The 21,243-nt window shown below is 56.8% G+C and carries 17 protein-coding genes; 5 read left to right on the top strand and 12 right to left on the bottom strand.

Annotated elements, in window-relative coordinates:
* Positions 1–123: 123 nt before the first annotated feature.
* Positions 124–927, top strand: coding sequence for an inositol-1-monophosphatase (gene suhB / locus ACOTXL_RS03540; protein ID WP_003860668.1), 804 nt, complete (start codon positions 124–126; stop codon positions 925–927).
* A 61-nt stretch (positions 928–988) separates the two neighbouring features.
* Here the strand turns inward: suhB and ACOTXL_RS03535 are convergent, their stop codons facing one another.
* Positions 989–1,969 (bottom strand): nickel/cobalt transporter, encoded by a 981-nt coding sequence (locus tag ACOTXL_RS03535; RefSeq protein ID WP_045349773.1) that lies wholly within the window; start codon positions 1,967–1,969, stop codon positions 989–991.
* Complete coding sequence (locus ACOTXL_RS03530; protein ID WP_022651599.1) at positions 1,960–2,598, bottom strand: DUF1007 family protein; 639 nt, start codon at positions 2,596–2,598, stop codon at positions 1,960–1,962. Before ACOTXL_RS03530 ends, ACOTXL_RS03535 begins: the two co-directional genes overlap by 10 nt.
* Before the next feature lie 125 nt (positions 2,599–2,723).
* Between ACOTXL_RS03530 and csiE the strand changes: the two genes are divergently transcribed.
* A complete protein-coding gene (gene csiE, locus ACOTXL_RS03525; protein WP_022651600.1) occupies positions 2,724–4,001 on the top strand; it encodes a stationary phase inducible protein CsiE in 1,278 nt (425 codons plus the stop codon).
* Here the strand turns inward: csiE and ACOTXL_RS03520 are convergent, their stop codons facing one another.
* Positions 4,002–5,141: a 3-phenylpropionate MFS transporter gene (locus ACOTXL_RS03520; RefSeq protein WP_003860673.1), complete on the bottom strand. Its 1,140-nt coding sequence runs from the start codon at positions 5,139–5,141 to the stop codon at positions 4,002–4,004.
* Positions 5,142–5,313: 172 nt separating this feature from the next.
* On the opposite strand from ACOTXL_RS03520, the gene ACOTXL_RS03515 reads away from it, so the two are divergent.
* Positions 5,314–5,736 (top strand): DoxX family protein, encoded by a 423-nt coding sequence (locus ACOTXL_RS03515; RefSeq protein ID WP_003860675.1) that lies wholly within the window; start codon positions 5,314–5,316, stop codon positions 5,734–5,736.
* Positions 5,737–5,789: 53 nt separating this feature from the next.
* Here the strand turns inward: ACOTXL_RS03515 and glyA are convergent, their stop codons facing one another.
* The gene (gene glyA / locus ACOTXL_RS03510) at positions 5,790–7,043 is read right to left on the bottom strand and encodes a serine hydroxymethyltransferase (protein WP_003860678.1); all 1,254 of its coding nucleotides are present in this window, start codon (positions 7,041–7,043) and stop codon (positions 5,790–5,792) included.
* Between the two features lie 303 nt (positions 7,044–7,346).
* On the opposite strand from glyA, the gene hmpA reads away from it, so the two are divergent.
* Positions 7,347–8,537, top strand: a complete 1,191-nt coding sequence (gene hmpA / locus ACOTXL_RS03505) for an NO-inducible flavohemoprotein (RefSeq protein WP_023325074.1) — start codon at positions 7,347–7,349, stop codon at positions 8,535–8,537.
* A gap of 76 nt (positions 8,538–8,613) precedes the next feature.
* Here the strand turns inward: hmpA and glnB are convergent, their stop codons facing one another.
* The 5 genes from glnB to purL form a co-directional block, all read right to left on the bottom strand.
* Positions 8,614–8,952: a nitrogen regulatory protein P-II gene (gene glnB, locus ACOTXL_RS03500; RefSeq protein ID WP_003860685.1), complete on the bottom strand. Its 339-nt coding sequence runs from the start codon at positions 8,950–8,952 to the stop codon at positions 8,614–8,616.
* An 80-nt stretch (positions 8,953–9,032) separates the two neighbouring features.
* Positions 9,033–10,370 carry a two-component system response regulator GlrR gene (gene glrR / locus ACOTXL_RS03495; RefSeq protein ID WP_045343126.1) on the bottom strand — a complete coding sequence of 446 codons (1,338 nt, stop codon included), beginning with the start codon at positions 10,368–10,370 and terminating at the stop codon, positions 9,033–9,035.
* Positions 10,367–11,119 carry a two-component system QseEF-associated lipoprotein QseG gene (qseG, locus tag ACOTXL_RS03490; RefSeq protein ID WP_003860689.1) on the bottom strand — a complete coding sequence of 251 codons (753 nt, stop codon included), beginning with the start codon at positions 11,117–11,119 and terminating at the stop codon, positions 10,367–10,369. The genes glrR and qseG overlap by 4 nt, the downstream gene beginning before the upstream one ends.
* Positions 11,116–12,549: a two component system sensor histidine kinase QseE/GlrK gene (qseE, locus tag ACOTXL_RS03485; protein ID WP_032610263.1), complete on the bottom strand. Its 1,434-nt coding sequence runs from the start codon at positions 12,547–12,549 to the stop codon at positions 11,116–11,118. The genes qseG and qseE overlap by 4 nt, the downstream gene beginning before the upstream one ends.
* Before the next feature lie 532 nt (positions 12,550–13,081).
* Complete coding sequence (purL, locus tag ACOTXL_RS03480) at positions 13,082–16,969, bottom strand: phosphoribosylformylglycinamidine synthase (protein ID WP_045349771.1); 3,888 nt, start codon at positions 16,967–16,969, stop codon at positions 13,082–13,084.
* Positions 16,970–17,236: 267 nt separating this feature from the next.
* On the opposite strand from purL, the gene mltF reads away from it, so the two are divergent.
* Positions 17,237–18,787, top strand: a complete 1,551-nt coding sequence (gene mltF, locus ACOTXL_RS03475; protein ID WP_022651605.1) for a membrane-bound lytic murein transglycosylase MltF — start codon at positions 17,237–17,239, stop codon at positions 18,785–18,787.
* Here mltF and tadA read toward each other — a convergent pair.
* Genes tadA through ACOTXL_RS03460 form a run of 3 tightly spaced genes read right to left on the bottom strand, consistent with a single transcriptional unit; the run spans position 18,675 to position 21,242 of the window.
* On the bottom strand, positions 18,675–19,214 hold the full coding sequence (gene tadA / locus ACOTXL_RS03470; protein WP_022651606.1) for a tRNA adenosine(34) deaminase TadA: 540 nt from the start codon (positions 19,212–19,214) through the stop codon (positions 18,675–18,677). The two genes, mltF and tadA, sit on opposite strands and share 113 nt — an antisense overlap.
* Before the next feature lie 24 nt (positions 19,215–19,238).
* Positions 19,239–19,874 carry a phosphatidylglycerophosphatase C gene (gene yfhb / locus ACOTXL_RS03465; RefSeq protein WP_003860696.1) on the bottom strand — a complete coding sequence of 212 codons (636 nt, stop codon included), beginning with the start codon at positions 19,872–19,874 and terminating at the stop codon, positions 19,239–19,241.
* 3 nt (positions 19,875–19,877) lie between these two features.
* Complete coding sequence (locus tag ACOTXL_RS03460) at positions 19,878–21,242, bottom strand: PTS transporter subunit EIIC (RefSeq protein WP_003860698.1); 1,365 nt, start codon at positions 21,240–21,242, stop codon at positions 19,878–19,880.
* Between the last annotated feature and the right edge of the window lies 1 nt (position 21,243).

Here is a 21,243-nt window from a genome sequence, read left to right as displayed (position 1 = left end):
ATGTCTGGATTCAGTGTCTGAAGAATATTCGGGCATATTATCATAAACGAGAGACATAATCCGATCCCGCTGCTATACTCTGCGCCGATTTTCCTGTTCTTTAACATCCAGTGAGAGAGACCGATGCATCCGATGCTGACCATCGCCGTGCGCGCAGCGCGCAAGGCGGGTAATGTAATTGCCAAACACTACGAAACCCCAGACTCCGTAGAAACCAGCCAGAAAGGCAGCAATGATTTCGTGACGAACGTCGATAAAGCCGCAGAAGCGATTATTATCGAAACGATCCGCAAATCTTACCCGCAGCACACCATCATCACCGAAGAAAGCGGTGAACATGAAGGTACCGATCAGGATGTTCAATGGGTTATCGATCCACTGGATGGCACCACCAACTTCGTTAAACGCCTGCCACACTTCTCTGTGTCTATCGCAGTACGCATCAAAGGCCGTACTGAAGTCGCCGTTGTTTACGATCCAATGCGTAACGAACTGTTCACCGCAACCCGCGGTCAGGGCGCGCAGCTGAACGGCTACCGTCTGCGTTGCAGCAATGCACGCGATCTCGACGGCACCATTCTGGCGACTGGCTTCCCGTTCAAGGCGAAGCAGCACGCAACCACCTATATGAATATCCTGGGCAAGCTGTTCACCGAATGCGCGGACTTCCGTCGCACTGGCTCTGCTGCACTGGATCTGGCCTACGTGGCGACCGGCCGCGTTGACGGTTACTTTGAGCTGTCACTGAAGCCGTGGGACTTCGCGGCGGGCGAGCTGATCGCACGTGAAGCTGGCGCGATTGTTTGCGACTTCACCGGCGGCCATAACTATATGTCTACCGGCAACATCGTTGCAGGTAACCCGCGCGTTGTTAAAGCCATGCTGGCAAACATGCGTGATGAACTGAGCGATGCGCTGAAGCGTTAATTCAGTCTATTAAGCCCGGTGGCGCTACGCTTACCGGGCCTACAACACGCCTCAGATACGGCTAGAAAGGCCGCAACCCCCTTCCCACCGGCACCGCGCTCATCCACATCGTGACCGCAGCCACCAGCAGAATCACCCCGCCCGCCAACGCAAGCGTCGTCCAGCCAACCTGTCGCCACAATACCGGCGTTTTATTGCCGCTGAGTTTTACCGCCAGCTGACGGAAGCTGTGCACCAGCAAGGCTAACGAAGAGATCGTCAGAGACGTTCCCGCCGCCATCGCCAGCGCCGAGAGCATGCCCCAGCCAAATACGCCTGTCACTTTGCTGAACAACAGCACCATGATTGCGCCCGAGCACGGACGCATCCCCATTGAGAGCACAATCATCAGACGCGCACGCCAGTCGTCACCATTCTGTAATTGTTCCTGCGTCGGCAGATGCTGATGCCCGCACCCGCAGTTTTCATGGTGAACGTGATGCGGCGTAAAGGCTTTGAATTTTGGTTTTTGCAGCAACGCGCGCAATTTTTTCAGCGCCCGCCAGCAGAGGATCAACCCCAGCACGCCTACCAGCGCGTAACTCCCCTTCTCCAGCCAGAAGCTGCTCATATGCAGCTGGCGAGCCGGCAGCTGTAGCAGCGAGAGGACGACCACGACCAGCGCAATCGCCACACCGCCCTGAAGGAAAGAAGAAGCCAGCGTCAGGCCGATACTCGATTTCAGCTTCGACGGATGCGTAGCAAGCCAGGTCGTGATGACAATTTTGCCGTGCCCCGGTCCCAGGGCATGCAGCACGCCATAGATAAAGCTGAACGCCAGAAGAGCGCCGCCCGCTTTGGTCGGATTTTCCGCCACGGCTTTCAGCAGCACGCTCATCTGCTGATTAACTTCCCGCTGCCAGAGGACGCTTTTCACCATCACCTGCGGCCATGCCTGCCACAGCCAGAGCGCGCCGCCAACCGCTAACAACAAAAAGAGCGCCAGAGGCCAGAGGTGCAGCCAGCGACGCGGCTTACTGACGGGAGAGGAGATCACTGACATTGTAACGTCACCTCCTGTGCGAACTGTTTACCCAGCTCCATGTCCTCAGGCGGGGCATCTGCTTTATCCAGCGAGATCGCAAAGTTCAACGTCTCTTCGCTGGGTTTAGGGGTGTGCACGCCAATTTTGCAGCTTTTTTGCAGCGCGTCCGGCAGCCGTACGTCGCTGTCTTTGTCATAGCGCATATCGACATAGTAGGTAGGGTCAAAAGTGGAAAAGCGGTACGTTTGCCCGGCCAGCGGCTGAGGATGCGCCAGCGGAAGCACGAACGTAAGCACCGCCTGATGACCTTCGCGGGTCATGCCGTACTCCGTGGGACGGTTAAGAAATTTCACCTTTTGTCCGTTGTGCCAGAACTCGGTGAAGTAGTGCTGACCCAGCACGTTGGCCATCACCTCCGCCGCCAGCTTTTTCCAGATCTCATCGCCGGGCTTTGCGTTTCCGGCATCGTACAGCAGGTCGGCGGAGGTGATTTCATCCATCGTCCAGTGCATCTTCAGGCCACTGAGCTGTGTGCCGTCCGTCACCAGTTCGGTTTTCAGGCTGATAAAACTGTGAGGATGTGCGCCGGCGGCGAAAGTGAAAACCGCCAAAAATAACGCTACCGCGCTTTGTTTAACTATTTGCATCTGTTCCTCACGTCAAAAATTCTGTGATGTTCGCCAGCAATCCTGAGTGAAAGGCCTGCCGGTGCGCTTTTCAGCGCCCATCCTTTAGCTATTCTTATCAAACATTCACACTGGATACCCGACAGATGATGACGACGCTTGAAATTCCATCTGTGCTTTCCAGTTCGCAGCGCCGCTGCCAGGTGCTTTTGATGCTTTACCTGCCCGATGCTGCCGTCACCGCACAGAGCATAATCGCTGCCAACGGCGTGGACGACGTCATGGCACGGCAAGATATAGCCGAGACGCGCGATGAAATCCAGCGCTATCATCGGCTTGATATCGTCACGCACCATGATGGCTGCTACCGAATTGAGGGTTCCGCCCTTAATCAACGTTTGTGCCTGCTGCACTGGCTGCGCAGGGCGCTTCGGCTCTGTCCACATTTTGTCGCCCAACAGTTTACCCCTGCCTTAAAAACCGCGCTCAAACAGCACGGCATTGCCCGCCCGCTTTATGACGATGCGAACCTTCGGGCGCTTATCAACTTTTGTGCGCGCAAGCTTCAGCGCCAGTTTGAGTCCCGCGACGTACAATTTTTACAGCTCTATCTGCAATATTGTCTGATTCAGCATCATCTGGGCAATACGCCGGAGTTTTCGCCCGTTCAGCGCAGCTGGACGCAGTCCCGAGGGGAATACTTTACGGCGCAGGAAATTGTCCGCCACTGGAAACGGCGCGTCCCGCAGGGAACGCACAGCGATGAACAGCTGTTCCTGGCGCTGCTCTTTATGATGCTCCGCACCCCCGACCCGGTGATGGATAAACACCAGCAGGATCAGCGCCTGCGTCGCGCCATCGTGCGTATGATTGCCCGCTTCCGGGCACAAACCGGGATGAACTTCAGCGATGAGCAAGGTCTGACCGATCAGCTTTATATTCATCTGGCTCAGGCGCTGGACCGCTCCTTATTTGACATCGGCATCGACAACAGTCTGCCGGAAGAGATCCACCGTTTATACCCCCGGCTGCTGCGCACCACTAAAGAGGCGCTGTCTGAGCTGGAAGCCGAATTTGGTCTGAGATTCTCCGGTGAAGAGATGGCTCTGGTGGCGGTGATTTTTGGTGCCTGGCTGATGCAGGAGACCGATCTGCATGAAAAACAGGTGGTCCTGTTAACGGGGGAAGATAAAGCCTGTGAAGAGTTAATTGAGCAGCAGCTTCGCGAGCTGACGCTGCTGCCGCTCAATATTCGTTATCTTAGCCTGGAGGCGTTTAAGAAGGAGGGCGCGCCCCGCGAGGCGGCGCTGGTTATTACGCCTTATCCAACCGCCCTGCCGCTGTTCTCGCCGCCGCTCATTCATGCCGTTGAGACCCTGAACACGCAGCAGCAGGAACACATTCGCGTAATGCTCGAATCGTAGTTACGTGCGAGCAGCGACTTTAGGGCGAATAACGATGGCCGGTAAAGCGACCAGCGCCATCACCCAGAACACACCGTGCCCCAGGTGCTGATAGAGGAAACCGGCAAATACGGTCATCACCGCAATACTGCCGCCCATCGCCACCGCTGAATAGACCGCCTGAAGACGAATAACGTCCCCACCCTCTCGCGCCGCGATGTAGCGCATCGCCGCCAGATGGCAGACGGTGAAGGTTCCGCAGTGCAGAATTTGCGCCACAATCAGCCACGGCAGCTCCGTCGTCCAGCCCATGATGCCCCAGCGCGCCACGCCGCACACGGCGGAAAGCAGCAGCAGGTCACGCGCCCCGAAACGACGGAACAGTTTTTGGCTCAGCGCGAAGATAATAACCTCCGCCACCACGCCGAGCGACCACAGGTAGCCTACCGCAGAAGCCGAGTAACCCGCCCCCTGCCAGTAGATGGCGCTGAAGCCATAATAGGCCGCATGCGCCCCCTGAAGCAGACAGACGCAGGCCAGGAAACGCCAGCTTTGCGCCACCAGCGAGCGCCAGGCGGGCCAGCCGGCGCTCTCCTGATGGCGGCTTTCGCCCTGCGGCATCACCGACGGACGCAGCAACATACCGAGCAGCATTGAGGCGATGCCGAGCGTTAGCAGCGCCAGAATGGCACGATAGTCATAGAGGCTGACCAGTTTCCCGACCAGCGCAGAGCCGATCACGAAGGCAATCGATCCCCACAGGCGCACGCGGCCATAGTCCATGGTGATCTGCTTTTGCCAGGTGTTCGCCAGGGCATCCGTCAGCGGCACCAGCGGGGAGAAGAACAGATTAAAGCCAACCATTACCACCATCAGCCAGGCAAACTGGTGGCTAACCCAGAAGCAGGCGGCAAAGACCAGCGTCAGCAGGGCCAGAATTCGCACCGCTTTAATCAGTAAGGAGGGATCGCTGACGCGGGGCGCAATCAGCAGACTACCCAGGAAGCGTGCCACCAGCCCCGCGCCCAGCAGGATGCCAATGGTCTCAGGCGTCAGACCAATTCCCTTGAGCCAGACGCTCCAGAAAGGCAGAAAAATACCGTAACTAAAGAAATAGGTGAAATAGCTGAGCGCCAGCCAGCGCGTGGAATGCAAGACCATGAATCCCTCCCGAAATGGAGGCGATAGTCTGGCGTTAATCCCTGACTTTAGCAAGTCGTTAGCGCGCTATAAATTAACTAAAAATTAACATCATCACCAGCCGGACAGCGTATGGCGAGAGCGGTAAAACTGTATTACGTTTATAAGACATCGCCTGAAGAGGTCGTTTGCCATGAACAGCTTACGTTATTTCGATTTCGGCTCCTCTCGTTCTCTCCTGCTTTTAATTGCCCGCATTGCTATCGTGGTCCTGTTTATTATTTTCGGTTATCCCAAGCTGACGGGGTTTAGCGGCACCGTTCAGTATATGACGTCGCTCGGCGCCCCCATGCCCATGCTGGCCGCGATTATTGCGGTGGTGATGGAAGTCCCCGCCGCGATTCTAATCGTGCTGGGCTTTTTCACCCGCCCTCTCGCGGTGATCTTTGTCTTCTATACGCTGGGAACGGCGGTGATTGGTCACCACTACTGGGATATGACGGGCGATGCGGTCCTGCCAAATATGATTAACTTCTACAAAAATGTGAGTATCGCTGGCGCATTTATTTTGCTGGCGATTACCGGGCCGGGGGCCATCTCCCTCGATCGACGTTAGCCCATAAAAAAAGGCCGCATGAGCGGCCTTTTTCAGTTCTGCAACGCAGAGAATTATGCGTACACCGGGAAGCGTGCGCAGATGTCCAGCACTTTACCTTTAACGCGCTCGATAACCGCGTCGTCATTGATGTTGTCCAGAACGTCACACATCCAGCCCGCCAGCTCTTTTACTTCCGCTTCTTTAAAGCCACGACGAGTTACGGCCGGAGAACCGATACGGATACCGGAGGTCACGAACGGGCTCTTCGGATCGTTTGGCACGCTGTTTTTGTTCACGGTGATGTTGGCGCGGCCGAGGGCTGCATCAGCTTCTTTACCGGTCAGGTTCTTATCAACCAGGTCCAGCAGGAACAGGTGGTTTTCAGTCCCGCCAGAGACCACTTTGTAGCCACGATTCAGGAACACTTCCACCATCGCTTTGGCGTTTTTAGCAACCTGCTGCTGATAAACCTTGAACTCTGGCTCCATCGCTTCTTTCAGCGCGACGGCTTTCGCGGCGATAACGTGCATCAGCGGGCCGCCCTGGGCGCTTGGGAATACGGCGGAGTTCAGCTTTTTGTACAGCTCTTCGTCACCGCCTTTCGCCAGGATCAGCCCACCGCGTGGACCCGCCAGGGTTTTGTGGGTGGTGGTGGTCACAACGTGCGCATGTGGAACCGGGTTCGGGTAAACGCCAGCGGCAATCAGACCGGCAACGTGCGCCATGTCGACGAACAGGTACGCGCCGATGCTGTCAGCGATTTCACGCATTTTTGCCCAGTCAACGATGCCGGAGTAAGCAGAGAAGCCACCGATGATCATCTTCGGCTTGTGCTCTTTGGCCTGCTTCGCCATGTCTTCGTAGTCAATTTTACCGGACTCATCAATACCGTAAGGGATGATATTATACAGTTTGCCAGAGAAGTTAACCGGGGAGCCGTGAGTCAGGTGGCCGCCCTGCGCCAGGTTCATACCCAGAACGGTATCGCCCGGCTGCAACAGCGCGGTATAAACAGCGAAGTTAGCCTGAGAGCCAGAGTGCGGCTGGACGTTCGCGTAGTCAGCGCCAAAGAGTTCTTTCGCACGGTCAATAGCCAGCTGCTCAACGATATCAACGTATTCGCAACCGCCGTAGTAGCGCTTGCCCGGATAACCTTCAGCATATTTGTTGGTCAGCTGAGAACCCTGCGCCTGCATCACGCGCGGGCTGGTGTAGTTTTCGGAGGCGATCAGTTCGATGTGCTCTTCCTGACGTACTTTTTCCTGCTCCATAGCCTGCCACAGTTCGGCATCATAATCGGCAATGTTCATTTCACGCTTTAACATCCGCATCTCCTGACTCAGCTAACAAGTAAATTTTTGGCCTGAAAAGGCAGTCCTGTTGGACGACGGGCAACAGTATAACTGAATAGTTCTGCGATAACAGGTCTTGACAAACGATTTTACGCAAACGTTTACCTCCACGCCACGCAAGGGTTGAGCAATAAAGCTCTCACCATTTTCAACGGATTTCTTTTCAGCTTTGTGATGCATATTTTTCACGATGCAAAGAACCATTTACATTGCAGGGGTATTTTTATAAGATGTATATAAAATACATCATTAAAGTAACATCAGAAGGAAGCTGCTATGCTCGACGCCCAAACCATCGCTACCGTGAAAGCCACAATCCCCCTGCTGGTTGAAACGGGTCCTAAACTGACCGCCCATTTCTACGATCGCATGTTCGCGCATAACCCGGAGCTCAAAGAGATTTTCAACATGAGCAACCAGCGTAACGGCGATCAGCGCGAAGCGCTGTTTAACGCTATTGCCGCCTATGCCAGCAACATCGAAAACCTGCCGGCTCTGCTGCCTGCGGTGGAAAAAATCGCGCAGAAGCACACCAGCTTCCAGATCAAACCTGAGCAGTACAACATCGTCGGCAGTCACCTGCTGGCGACCCTGGACGAAATGTTCAGCCCGGGCCAGGAAGTACTGGATGCCTGGGGGAAGGCCTATGGCGTACTTGCAAACGTATTCATCAACCGTGAAGCACAGATCTACAGCGAAAACGCCAGCAAGAATGGCGGCTGGGAAGGCACGCGCGCCTTCCGCATCGTTGAGAAAACCCCGCGCAGCGCACTGATCACCAGCTTTGAGTTTGAGCCAGTTGACGGTCAGCCAGTTGCCGATTACCAGCCGGGCCAGTATCTGGGCGTCTGGCTGAAGCCTGAAGGCTTCCCGCATCAGGAGATTCGCCAGTACTCCCTGACCCGCAAGCCAGACGGCAAAGGCTATCGCATTGCGGTTAAACGTGAGGAAGGTGGTCAGGTATCCAACTGGCTCCATAACGAAGCCAGCGTGGGCGACGTGGTCCATCTGGCGGCACCGGCGGGCGATTTCTTTATGGCCGTTGAAACGAATACCCCGGTGACGCTGATCTCCGCAGGCGTGGGTCAGACGCCAATGCTGGCGATGCTGGATACGCTGGCGAAAGCAAACCACAGCGCGCAGGTTAACTGGTTCCACGCGGCGGAGAACGGTGATGTTCACGCCTTCGCGGACGAGGTGAAAGCGCTGGGAGCGGGTCTGCCACACTTTACCGCGCATACCTGGTATCGTTTACCCACGGAAGCCGACCGCGCAGCGGCTCGTTTCGACAGCGAAGGCCTGATGAATTTAGGGCAGCATGAAGGGGCGTTCAGCGCACCGGGGATGCAGTTCTACGTTTGTGGGCCGGTAGCGTTTATGCAGTATGCCGCGAAGCAGCTGGTCGACCTGGGCGTGAATAAAGACAACATTCATTACGAATGTTTCGGCCCGCATAAAGTGCTGTAATGCAAAAAGCCCCTCAACGAGGGGCTTTTTTTTCGCCGGGTGGCGGCTGCGCCTTACCCGGCCTACCAAATCTTTTTTAAATCGCCGCGTCGTCTTCTTCGCCGGTACGGATACGGATCACGCGCGCCACGTCAAAGACGAAGATTTTCCCGTCGCCAATTTTACCGGTCTGCGCCGTGCGGATGATGGTATCCACACAGGTATCGACGATATCATCGCTTACCACGATCTCGATTTTCACTTTCGGCAGAAAGTCCACCATGTACTCTGCGCCACGGTATAGCTCGGTGTGGCCCTTCTGACGACCAAAACCTTTCACTTCAGTTACGGTCATCCCGGTGATGCCTACTTCTGCCAGCGCTTCACGTACATCATCCAGTTTGAAAGGTTTAATAATCGCATCAATCTTTTTCATGGTGGGTCCTTAAACTCTTGCCAGTAAGCAGCCTCGTAATCGGTTGCTCACAGTATCATATTCAGGCGAATTTTGCGGTATTACTCTTTAAAATCGTTCGCTTCCAGCTCGTGGCGTGAGAGCAATTTATAAAACTCGGTACGGTTACGCCCGGCCATGCGCGCCGCATGGGTTACGTTGCCTTTGGTGATTTGCAGCAGCTTGCGCAGATAGTTCAGCTCGAACTGGTTTCGCGCTTCCGCAAACGTCGGTAAGGCCGTGTTTTCCCCCTCGAGCGCCTGCTCCACCAGCGCATCGCTGATCACCGGCGATGACGTCAGCGCCACGCACTGCTCAATCACGTTCACCAGCTGGCGTACGTTGCCCGGCCAGCTTGCTGTCATCAGGCGTTTCATCGCATCGGTGGAGAACGCGCGCACGAATGGTTTGTGGCGGTCAGCGGCCTGGCGCAAAAGGTGATTTGCCAGCAGCGGGATATCTTCCGCACGCTCGGCCAGCGCCGGGATTTTCAGGTTGACGACATTCAGTCGATAGTAGAGATCTTCGCGGAACTCGTTGCGCGCCATCACCTTGGGTAAATCGCGATGGGTAGCGGAAATAATACGCACGTTGATATCGATATCGCGGTTGCTGCCAAGCGGACGCACTTTTCGCTCCTGCAACACGCGCAGCAGTTTAACCTGCAACGGCGCGGGCATATCGCCAATTTCATCAAGAAACAGCGTGCCCCCCTCAGCCGCCTGGAACAGCCCTTCACGGCTGCTCACCGCGCCGGTAAAGGCGCCGCGGGCATGGCCGAAGAGCTCAGACTCAAGCAGTTGTTCCGGCAGCGCGCCACAGTTGATGGCAATAAAGGCATTTTTACTGCGTGGGCTGGCGTTGTGGATCGCCTGGGCCAGGATCTCTTTCCCGGTCCCGCTCTGGCCGTTGATCAGTACGCTAACGTCGGATTGCGCCACCATCCGCGCCTGTTCCAGCAGACGCAGCATCACAGGGCTACGCGTCACGATGGATTCACGCCAGGCGTCGTCGCCGGATGGCGCCGCGTGCTCAAGGGCGCTGTCGATCGCTTTATAGAGGGCGTCTTTATCCACCGGTTTGGTGAGGAAGCTGAATACTCCCTGCTGCGTCGCGGCCACCGCATCAGGAATAGATCCGTGAGCGGTGAGGATAATCACCGGCATCCCGGGCTGCTGCTTCTGGATCTCCGTGAACAGTTGCAGGCCATCCATTTCATCCATGCGCAAATCACTGATCACCAGATCGATTTTCTCGCGGCTGAGCACTTTCAGCCCCTCCTGCCCGCTTTCAGCGGTGACCACGCTGTAGCCTTCGCTGACCAGACGCATCCCCAGCAGCTTTAACAGACCGGGATCGTCATCCACCAGTAACAGATGGGCAAGTTTACGGCTTGTCATGGCTTCACATCCTCTTGTTTCGGCGTCTCACTGTCTGGCGTCGTGGCAGAGTTGCCTTTCGACCCATCGGGCAGATAGCTGCCTGCTGGCTTACGCGTCGAGAGCTGTCTTTCGATATCGGTCAGATTTTCAAGCTTGCGGGTGGTGGTTTCCAGCTGCTCGCGCAGCGACTCCTGCTGCTGGCGAAGCGCATCAAGCTCGCTGTCGCTCGACTGCTGCAATTTGCTGTAGCGGAAACGCTCTTCGGACAGCTGTAATTGCAGGGTTTGTCCGTCCCGCCAGAGCTGATAGACCGGGCGCACCTGGGGGGGAATATTGATCACGTAAGTATCCAGCCGCGTCACGTTGGCACGGCGTTCGACAGGCGTGATTCTGGCATCCGCCATCACGATCCCGCGTTTAAACGCGTCCTGCCAGGTATCGTCCATCAGCATCGCCGCCTGGGCACGGGCCTCGGCGGGCGCCAGCCGCTGGGCGCAGTCTATTCCGCGCAGCCAGAACAGCGGATTGGATTCAACATCACGCCCCGACAGGCTCCAGATATCATCGCAACGTGTTGAAAGGAAATCGGCCAGCTGTTTTTGCGGCCATTTATCTTCCTGTTTGTGGCTAATCGCACTTTTTGGTGCATGGGTTACACAGCCGGCCAGCAGTAAGCAGGGCAGGCTGAGGCGCACATTTTTGCTGGAAAACACCGCGCGCAGTGCGCGGTAAAAGACGTGTGACATACTCACCAGGTTGTTATTCATTTCATTGATTTTTCCGGCTCAAGAGGCAGTTCGATACGAAAACAGACATCGGCGCGTTCATCACTCACGATGTTAAGCTCACCCTGCATGCGTCGTATGCAGTCGCGGGCAATACTCAGCCCCAGACCACTTCCTTTTACCGCACCTTTTCGCTGATGACTCCCCTGGAAGAAGGGCTCAAAGATCATCGTTTTTTCATCATCCGGAATCGGGCTTCCCGTATTCGCTACGTCAATAAATACCCGCGAACCGTTGTTATTGCTTCTGATATAAATGGTACCGGATTCAGTACCATAGTGCACCGCATTGGAATAAAGATTATCCAGTACGCTCATTAGGAGCATCGGCTCTGCCAGGCAGGATGGCGCATTGAGATCCACCTGGGTATGCATCATTTTAGCTCTTGCTGGCAGGCTATGGGCGGAGATCACCATGTCCACCAGCGGTTCAATCTCAACGCTTTCAAGCACCACAGCACCATCCGCCAGCTTGCGGTTATAGTCCAGCAGTTGTTCAATAAGTTTTTGTAAATTGCGGCTACTGGCATCCAGAATCGCCACGATCTCTTTTTGCTCAGGGGATAACGGCCCCGCTACTTCATCTGCCAGCAGCTCCGTGCCTTCACGCATACTGGCCAGCGGTGTTTTGAGTTCGTGTGAGATATGGCGCAGGAACTGGTGACGCTGCGATTCCAGCCACGCCAGGCGTTCAGAAAGCCAGATGATGCGCTGACCGACCGAGCGCAGCTCGCGCGGGCCTTTAAAAACAACCGTATCCCCGAGAGATTTGCCCTCCCCCAGGCGGTTAATCATCCGCTGGATCCCCTTTACGGGGCCGATGATCATGCGGGTAAAGAGCAGTACCAGCCCAAGGCTGACGAGGAACAGCACCAGCGCCTGCCAGCCGAAGAACTGGCCGCGCTCGGCAATCTCCTGCTGGAGTTGTTGACCACGGGAAAAGATAACCGTACGGGTGGACTGCACCATCTCCGTATTGGCGTTCGCGAAGGCTTCAAGTCGGGCGGCGGCGGCGGCATCAGGACCGCTGTTTTTGCACTGGAGCTGCGCCAGATCGTTCAGATCCTGACGCAGCGCCTGATAGAGTTTGTCATCCGGCAAGACCCCGGCATGGGCATCCAGCATTTCGCTGTAGCGTTTACGCTGGTTCTGATAGACCCTCTCCAGCGTACGGTCGTCCAGCACGCAGTACTGGCGATAGCTACGCTCCATCTCCAGCGCGGCGTTGGTCATTGCCTCGCTACGGCGGGCATCAATAAGCGTGGTGCGGTTAGTCAGGGCCGCCTGGGCACTTAACGCATTCAGGCTTTGCCATGCCTGCCACGCCAGAACCAGCAAAGGTAGCAGGATCAGCAGGAAGGCCATCATAACGAGCTGTCGCAGGGAGCGAGGGAAAGCGGGCCAGCGTTTCAACACATTACTCTCATCATCCGGGTTTGAGGAGAGCGTAACTGAGTCTGCCCTTCAGATACAACAAAGCCGGGTAAAAACCCGGCTTTGTCATGGAATAAGGCGGTGCCTAACTCGACGTTTCGCCCTGGCCTGATAAAGCATTGCAATAATCAGTAGTTGGACGGCAGGCACCTTTTTGTGCGTCATTCGAAGTTTATGTAGCACGTCCCGAAGGGGCTGACATAAGAAGGTGAATGAGCCACTGGCTACTATTATGCAACATGCGTGCCAGATTGCAAACTTTGATACTATCCTTATGATTAATAATTGTTTTATTATTAAAATGCATTGATTGTCAGGTGAATGATTTCCAGGCTAAGTGTCGCTATTAAGCAACACCTTAATGGAAACCTGTCCTGCCATAGATAAATCAACAATTTATATGTCTCTTATTGGAGACACTCAATCCAGAGGATTGTCGCAATTTTGCGACAGGTACAAAAAAGCCCGGTGGCGCTCGCGCTTACCGGGCCTACAGTCAGGGCGTTGAAACTTAACCCAGTTGTTTACGCGCGTTGCGGAAAATGCGCATCCACGGGCTGTCCTCGCCCCAGTTTTCCGGGTGCCAGGAATTACTCACGGTGCGGAAGACACGCTCCGGGTGCGGCATCATGATGGTCACCCGACCGCTTTCGCTGGTGACCGCGGTAATGCCATTTGCCGAACCGTTCGGGTTAGCCGGATAGGTTTCGGTGACCTTGCCGAAGTTATCAACAAAGCGCAGCGCTACCAGTCCTTTGCTTTCAAGCTGAGCCAGGTGCGCCGCATCACGCATTTCAACCTGACCTTCGCCGTGCGAAACCGCGATTGGCATCTGCGAACCCACCATTCCCTGCAACAGCAGAGACGGGCTTTGGGTTACTTCTACCAGGCTGAAGCGCGCTTCGAAGCGGTCAGACTGGTTACGCACAAAGCGCGGCCAGGCTTCGCTGCCCGGGATCAGCTCGCGCAGGTTAGACATCATCTGACAGCCGTTACACACACCCAGCGCCAGCGTCTGCGGACGATGGAAGAAGGTTTCGAACTCGTCACGCACGCGGCTGTTGAACAGAATAGACTTCGCCCAGCCTTCGCCCGCGCCCAGCACGTCACCGTAGGAGAACCCTCCGCAGGCAACCAGCGCCTGGAAATCATCCAGCCCGGTACGCCCGGCCAGCAGGTCGCTCATGTGGACGTCGATGGCGTCAAAGCCCGCCCGGTGGAAGGCCGCCGCCATCTCAACGTGGGAGTTAACGCCCTGCTCGCGCAGCACGGCCACTTTCGGACGCGCACCGGTCGCAATGTACGGCGCGGCAATGTCTTCGTTTATGTCGAAGCTGAGCTTCACGTTCAGGCCAGGATCGTTGTCGTTCGCCTTCGCGTTGTGTTCCTGATCGGCGCATTCCGGGTTGTCACGCTGGCGCTGCATCTGCCAGGTGGTTTCCGCCCACCACATACGCAGCGTGGTGCGGCTTTCGCTGAACACCGCGTGGCCGTCGGCTTCAATCACGAAACGGTCGCCCTGCACCGCTTTACCGAGATAGTGTACGCAGTCTGCCAGACCGTGCTGCGCCAGAATCGCTTCTACCGCGTCGCGATCTGCGGCGCGTACCTGAATGACCGCACCAAGCTCTTCGTTAAACAGCGCCGCCAGGCGGTCTTCGCCAAGCGTAGCAATGTTTGCTTCAACGCCGCAGTGACCGGTGAAGGCCATCTCTGCCAGCGTCACCAGCAGGCCACCATCGGAACGGTCGTGGTAGGCCAGCAGCTTACGCTGCGCAACCAGCGCCTGAATTGCGTCGTAAAAGCCTTTCAGCTGGGCGACGTCGCGCACGTCGGCTGGCTTATCGCCGAGCTGGCGGTAAACCTGCGCCAGCGCGGTGGCGCCAAGGGCGTTATGGCCTTTGCCGAGGTCAATCAACAGCAGGGCGTTATCTTCAGTGGAAAGCTGCGGCGTAACGGTATGACGTACGTCTTCCACGCGCGCAAACGCGGTGATCACCAGCGACAGCGGAGAGGTCATCTCGCGCTGCTCGTTACCTTCCTGCCAGCGGGTTTTCATCGACATGGAGTCTTTACCCACCGGAATGGTCAGGCCGAGCGCAGGACACAGTTCCTCACCCACCGCTTTCACGGCTTCATACAGGCCGGCGTCTTCACCAGGGTGACCGGCGGCGGCCATCCAGTTCGCGGAAAGTTTGATACGTTTGATGTCGCCAATCTGCGTCGCCGCGATGTTGGTCAGCGCTTCACCAACCGCCAGTCGTGCAGAGGCGGCGAAGTCCAGCAGCGCCACTGGGGTGCGTTCGCCCAGCGCCATCGCTTCGCCGTAGTAGCTGTCGAGGCTCGCGGTGGTCACGGCGCAGTTAGCGACCGGGATCTGCCACGGGCCAACCATCTGATCGCGGGATACCATACCGGTCACGGTGCGGTCGCCGATGGTCACCAGGAAGGTTTTCTCTGCCACAGCAGGCAGGTGCAGCACGCGGTTGACCGCTTGTGCCACGGTGATGCCCTGGCGATCCAGCGCTTTGCCCGCCGCTTTACGGGTGGTTACGTCGCGGGTCATCTTCGGCGTTTTACCGAGCAGAACGTCGAGCGGCAGATCGATTGGCTGGTTGTCGAAATGGGTGTCACTCAGAGTCAGGTGCTGCTCTTCGGTCGCTTCACCGATGACGGCATACGGCGCGCGCTCGCGGCGGCACAGCTCGTCAAACAGCGGCAGCTGATCCGCCGCAACGGCCAGCACGTAGCGCTCCTGGGATTCGTTACACCAGATTTCCAGCGGGCTCATGCCAGGCTCATCGCTCAGGATGTCACGCAGGTTGAAACGACCACCGCGGCCGCCGTCGCTCACCAGCTCCGGCATGGCGTTGGACAGACCGCCCGCTCCCACGTCGTGGATAAAGAGAATCGGGTTAGCATCGCCCAGCTGCCAGCAGCGGTCGATTACTTCCTGACAGCGACGCTCCATCTCAGGGTTGTCACGCTGCACGGAGGCGAAATCGAGATCCGCATCAGACTGGCCGGAGGCCATCGAAGAGGCCGCACCGCCGCCCAGACCGATGTTCATCGCCGGGCCGCCGAGCACGATCAGCTTCGCGCCGACGACGATCTCGCCTTTTTGCACGTGATCGGCACGGATGTTGCCGATCCCGCCCGCCAGCATGATCGGTTTGTGATAGCCGCGCAGCTCTTCGCCGTTGTGGCTGTCCACTTTCTCTTCATAGGTACGGAAGTAACCGTTCAGCGCCGGACGACCAAATTCGTTGTTAAACGCCGCGCCGCCCAGCGGGCCTTCGGTCATGATATCCAGCGCGGTCACGATGCGCTCTGGCTTGCCGAAATCTTCTTCCCACGGCTGTTCAAAGCCCGGGATACGCAGGTTGGAGACGGAGAAACCGACCAGACCCGCTTTTGGTTTTGCACCACGACCGGTCGCCCCTTCGTCACGGATTTCACCGCCGGAGCCGGTCGCCGCACCCGGCCATGGGGAGATCGCCGTCGGGTGGTTGTGGGTTTCCACTTTCATCAGGATATGCGCAGGCTCCTGATGGAAGTCATAGCGCCCTGCTTCGCGATCGGCGAAGAAGCGGCCCACCTCGGAACCTTCCATCACCGCGGCGTTGTCTTTATAGGCAGACAGCACGTGGTCAGGGGTTTGCTCCATGGTGTTTTTGATCATTTTGAACAGCGACTTCGGCTGCTGTTCGCCGTCGATAATCCAGTCGGCGTTGAAAATCTTGTGGCGGCAGTGCTCGGAGTTGGCCTGCGCGAACATATACAGTTCGATGTCGTTCGGGTTGCGATTCAGCTTAACGAATGCATCCTGAAGGTAGTCGATTTCATCCTCTGCGAGTGCCAGACCAAGACGCAGGTTTGCGTCGATCAGCGCCTGACGCCCCTGCCCCAGCAGATCCACGCTCTGTACCGGCGCAGGCTGATGGTGGGAGAACAGTTTCTGCGCATCATCCAGAGAGTCAAACACACTCTCCATCATGCGGTCGTGCAGTTCAGCCGCAACCGCCTGCCACTGCGCGTCGCTCAGGGTAGAGGCTTCCACGTAGTACGCCACACCGCGCTCCAGACGGTTAATCTGGTTCAGACCGCAGTTGTGAACGATGTCTGTTGCTTTGGAAGACCAGGGGGAGATGGTGCCAGGGCGTGGCGTGGCGAGGATTAATTTGCCGGTCGGCGTATGGCTGCTCAGGCTTGGGCCATATTTAAGCAGACGTTCCAGCTGTACGCGCTCCTCTGCATTCAGGGGGGCATTCAGGTCAGCAAAATGGACATACTCAGCGTAAATATTGCTTACCGGAAGGTCGGCCGCCTGAAAACGTGCCAGCAGTTTGTTAATACGGAAGGCAGACAGTGCAGGCGAACCACGCAGAATTTCCATCATAAGTCTCTCGTCTTCGAAGCGCCGGGGCGCTTACAGTGTGCGCAAGGGGGGAAAACGGGCGTCATTATAGAGAATCCTGAGCGCCGACGAAACCGTTTGCGTCGAAATAAAATCAACCTTTATGTTTAACAATAGATGTGACCTGTCTCTCTAATTGGTTGCCAACTGGCGCTACTTTGCGCAAAATGCCGCTCAATCAATGGCAAACTCTACTCTTAACATGACTACAGCACACTGAGGCAACCGGCGTCGCAGAGAATTAACTAATTGAAAAAATTAAAGATTAATTATCTGCTCATCGGCATTGTTACGTTGCTGCTGGCAGTGGCCCTCTGGCCGTCTATCCCCTGGTTCGGCAAGGCCGAAAACCGTATCGCCGCCATTCAGGAGCGGGGGGAGTTGCGCGTCAGTACCCTCTCCTCCCCGCTTATTTACGACGATATCAACGGTAAAACCATCGGTCTTGATTACGAACTGGCACAGCTGTTTGCGGACTATCTGGGCGTGAAGCTGAAAGTTACCGTGCGGCAGAACATCAACCAGCTGTTTGATGATTTGGACCATGACCGTGCCGATATTCTCGCCGCAGGTCTGGTGTACAACAGCGAACGCAGCAAAAACTATCAGCCGGGCCCGACCTACTACTCCGTGTCGCAGCAGGTGGTTTATCGTGTGGGTAGCCTGCGCCCGCGCTCACTGGCCGACATCACCGACCAGCAATTGACCATTGCGCCAGGCCATGTGGTGATTGACGATCTGCGGGCGTTGAAAGAGAAAAAATACCCTAACCTCAGCTGGACGGTCGATCCTAAACTCGGCACGACCGAATTGCTGGAGCAGGTAAAAGATAAAAAGCTGGCCTATACCATTGCTGATTCGGTGGCGATCAGTCTTTTCCAGCGCGTTCATCCTGAAATCGCCGTGGCGCTGGATGTGACCGACGAACAGCCGGTGACCTGGTTTACCCAGCTGGACGACGATCAAACCGTCTCTGCGGCCATGCTCGATTTCTTTAATTCCATCAATGAAGACGGCACCCTGGCGCGTCTGGAAGAGAAATATCTCGGTCACGGGGACGATTTTGATTACGTTGACACCCGCACCTTCCTGCGCGCGGTGGACAGCGTGCTGCCGGACCTGCAACCGCTGTTTGAGAAGTACGCCCAGGAGATTGACTGGAAGCTGCTGGCGGCAATTTCCTACCAGGAATCGCACTGGGATGCTCAGGCCACCTCCCCCACGGGCGTGCGCGGGTTGATGATGCTCACCAAAAATACCGCCCAGAGCCTCGGCATCAGCGACCGGACCGATGCGGAACAGAGCATCAGCGGCGGCGCGCAGTATTTACAGGATATGATGGCGAAAGTGCCGGAGACGGTCCCGGAAGGGGAGCGGATCTGGTTTGCGCTAGCCGCCTATAACATGGGGTATGCGCATATGCTCGACGCGCGGGCGCTGACGGCGAAAACCAAAGGTAACCCGGACAGTTGGTCAGATGTAAAACAGCGCCTGCCGCTGCTTAGCCAGAAACAGTGGTACCAGAAGCTGACGTATGGCTATGCGCGCGGCCATGAAGCGTATGCCTACGTGGAAAATATTCGTAAGTATCAGATAAGCCTGGTGGGATATCTGCTGGAGAAAGAAAAAGAGGCGGCCGAGGCGCAACAGCTGGCTGAAAGCTATCCGGTGGTCGCACCGGAAGAGCTTAATCACCCTGCGGTTTCAATTCTGCCTTTTGTTGCTTTTTCTGCTGCCGACGCATTCGAAAAAAGTCACTTAACAGACCCGAACATTCTGGTGCAAGTACCCCGCCGATAGTTTTCACCTGGTGGTTCATCCCCGGATGCCCAAGTACGTCCATCAGTGAACCAGCAGCGCCCGTCTTTTCATCCCGCGCGCCAAACACCAGCGTACCGATTCGGCTGTGCACCATCGCCCCGGAGCACATTACGCACGGCTCAAGGGTGACATACAGGGTGGTATCAAGCAGACGATAGTTTTGCAGCACCAGTCCGCCCTGACGCAGCGCCATAATTTCAGCATGCGCGGTAGGATCGTGACGGCCAATCGGACGGTTCCACCCTTCCCCAATCACCTGATTGTTATGGACCAGTACCGCGCCCACGGGCACTTCGCCCTCTTCCCAGGCGCGCTGAGCCAGCGCCAGCGCATGGCGCATCCAGTATTCATGATTGTGTTCAGGGTTGGACAAGGGCTGATACTCCAGTCGAAAAGCGGGCGGCATTATACACAGCCGGTACAGATAAGACTATTCGAGTTGCTGAAGTTCGCCCAGAGGCGTGACGCGCCAGCGGTGCTGGCAAAAATAGAGCAGCGGGTTGTCCTGCTTGCTGTCGCTGTAGCCGCTGTAAAGACGCAGCGGCGTACCGATGCGTTTCTCCAGCTGCACCACTTTTTCATGTCCGAGGCAGCGCAGGGTGAGCACCCAGCCGCCGTAGCCGCGCGCGATCTGCGTGGCGATAAGATTTACGCGCGGCAGCCAGGGCGTATCAAAATAGACTTGCTCCACCAGCGTCTGCGGGGAGCCAGTAATCAGCCAGATATCGGCATCATTGGCGTCGAGATAGCTGGTCAGGCGCGCCTGTACCACGGGAAACGCGGCGACGTGCCCGCGAAACCAGTGCGCAAAATCCTGTTCGAGCTGCTTGAGGCGCGCTTCGCTATGACCAAACGTGCATCCCCAGAGCAGCAGGCTCATCGGCCAGCGCGCTGCACGGCCTTTCACCAGCAGCGCGATGCCAATAACGGGTAACAGGGGTAATACCAGCAACGCGTTAAGGGGCTGGCGCCGTAGCAGGTAGCGCATAAAGGTGCCGAACATATCCTGCTGATGCAGCGTTCCATCCAGATCAAAAAAGACAACGCGACGCTCGTGACTGGCCAAACCTTACTCCTCTGGGTCGTTGAATCCTAACAGCCAGGTAAACAGGAACCCGGCGATCACCGCTACCAGATAGCCTAACAGATAGAGCATCACTTTTCCGGTCACGATGGTTAATGCCAGCGGTAACCCGGAGATCCCGAAGGTAATGACGGTCGCCACTTTCCAGTAGCTGATTAACGCCCCGCCCACCGCCCCACCGAGACAAGCGGCCAGGAACGGCTTACCCAGCGGCAAGGTCACGCCGAAAATCAGCGGCTCGCCGATACCGAGCAACCCGACCGGCAGCGCCCCTTTAATGACCTTTTTTAAACGCGCGTTGCGGGTTTTCATCAGCACCGCGATGGCCGCGCCGACCTGCCCAACGCCCGCCATCGACAGGATCGGCAGCAGGGCGTTATAGCCGTGCGCCTGTACCAGTTCGACGTGAATCGGCACCAGCCCCTGATGCAGACCGGTCAGCACTAACGGCAGGAAGGTCCCGGACAGCACGGCCCCCACCAGCAGCCCGCCGCGATCGATCGCCAGAGACGCGCCGTGGGCGATGGCTTCAGAGATCGCGCCGCCTAACGGTTGCAGCGCCACAATCGCCACGCTCCCGGTAATCAATGTGGTCAGCAGCGGGTTGAGGATCAGTTCAATCGAGCCTGGCAGCAACGCGCGTAGCTTTTTCTCAATCCAGCACATCAGAATGACCACCAGCAGCACGGCAATCACCCCACCGCGGCCAGGCTGAAGCGCCTCGCCAAACAGCGTAATCTGCGCCAGCTGCGGGCTGGAGAGGATACCCGCCATTACGCCGCCCATCGCCAGCGAGCCGCCGAACACTTTGGCCGTGTTCACCCCCACCAGAATATTCATGATGGCAAACACCGCGCTGCCGAAAATCGCCAGAATACCCAGCAGGTTCGGATACTGGGTGGCGAAATTCCCGACAATATCCGGACGCTTGAGGATATTGATAATCCCGGTGATCAGCCCCGACGCGATAAACGCCGGGATAAGAGGAATAAAGACGTTTGCCAGCTGGCGCAGCGCATCGCTCATGGGGGCTTTGTATTTGGCTTTCGCCTGCGCTTTGGTGCGTTCCGCGTCGTCAAAGGCGGGAGCCGTTTCACTGCCCGTCATCAGGGCGCGCATGGCATCAACCACCTGCGCCGCTTTGCCCGGACCGACAATCAGCTGGTGCTGTTGCCCCTGTTTAACGTACCCGCTCACGCCGGGGAGCTGCTTCAGGCGCGTTAAATCAAGCTTTTCGTCGTTGTACACCTCGACGCGTACACGCGTCATGCAGTTTTCCAGACGCTGAATATTTTTTTCCCCACCGATCCCAAGCAGGATGTCGCTGGCGAGCGCTGCTGTTTTGTCCATA

Source organism: Enterobacter cloacae complex sp. IR5402 (assembly GCF_049238125.1).
Lineage (GTDB): Bacteria > Pseudomonadota > Gammaproteobacteria > Enterobacterales > Enterobacteriaceae > Enterobacter > Enterobacter hormaechei_C.
The sequence above is the reverse complement of the archived record's forward strand: the minus strand, read 5'-3'. Positions and strand labels throughout refer to the sequence as shown.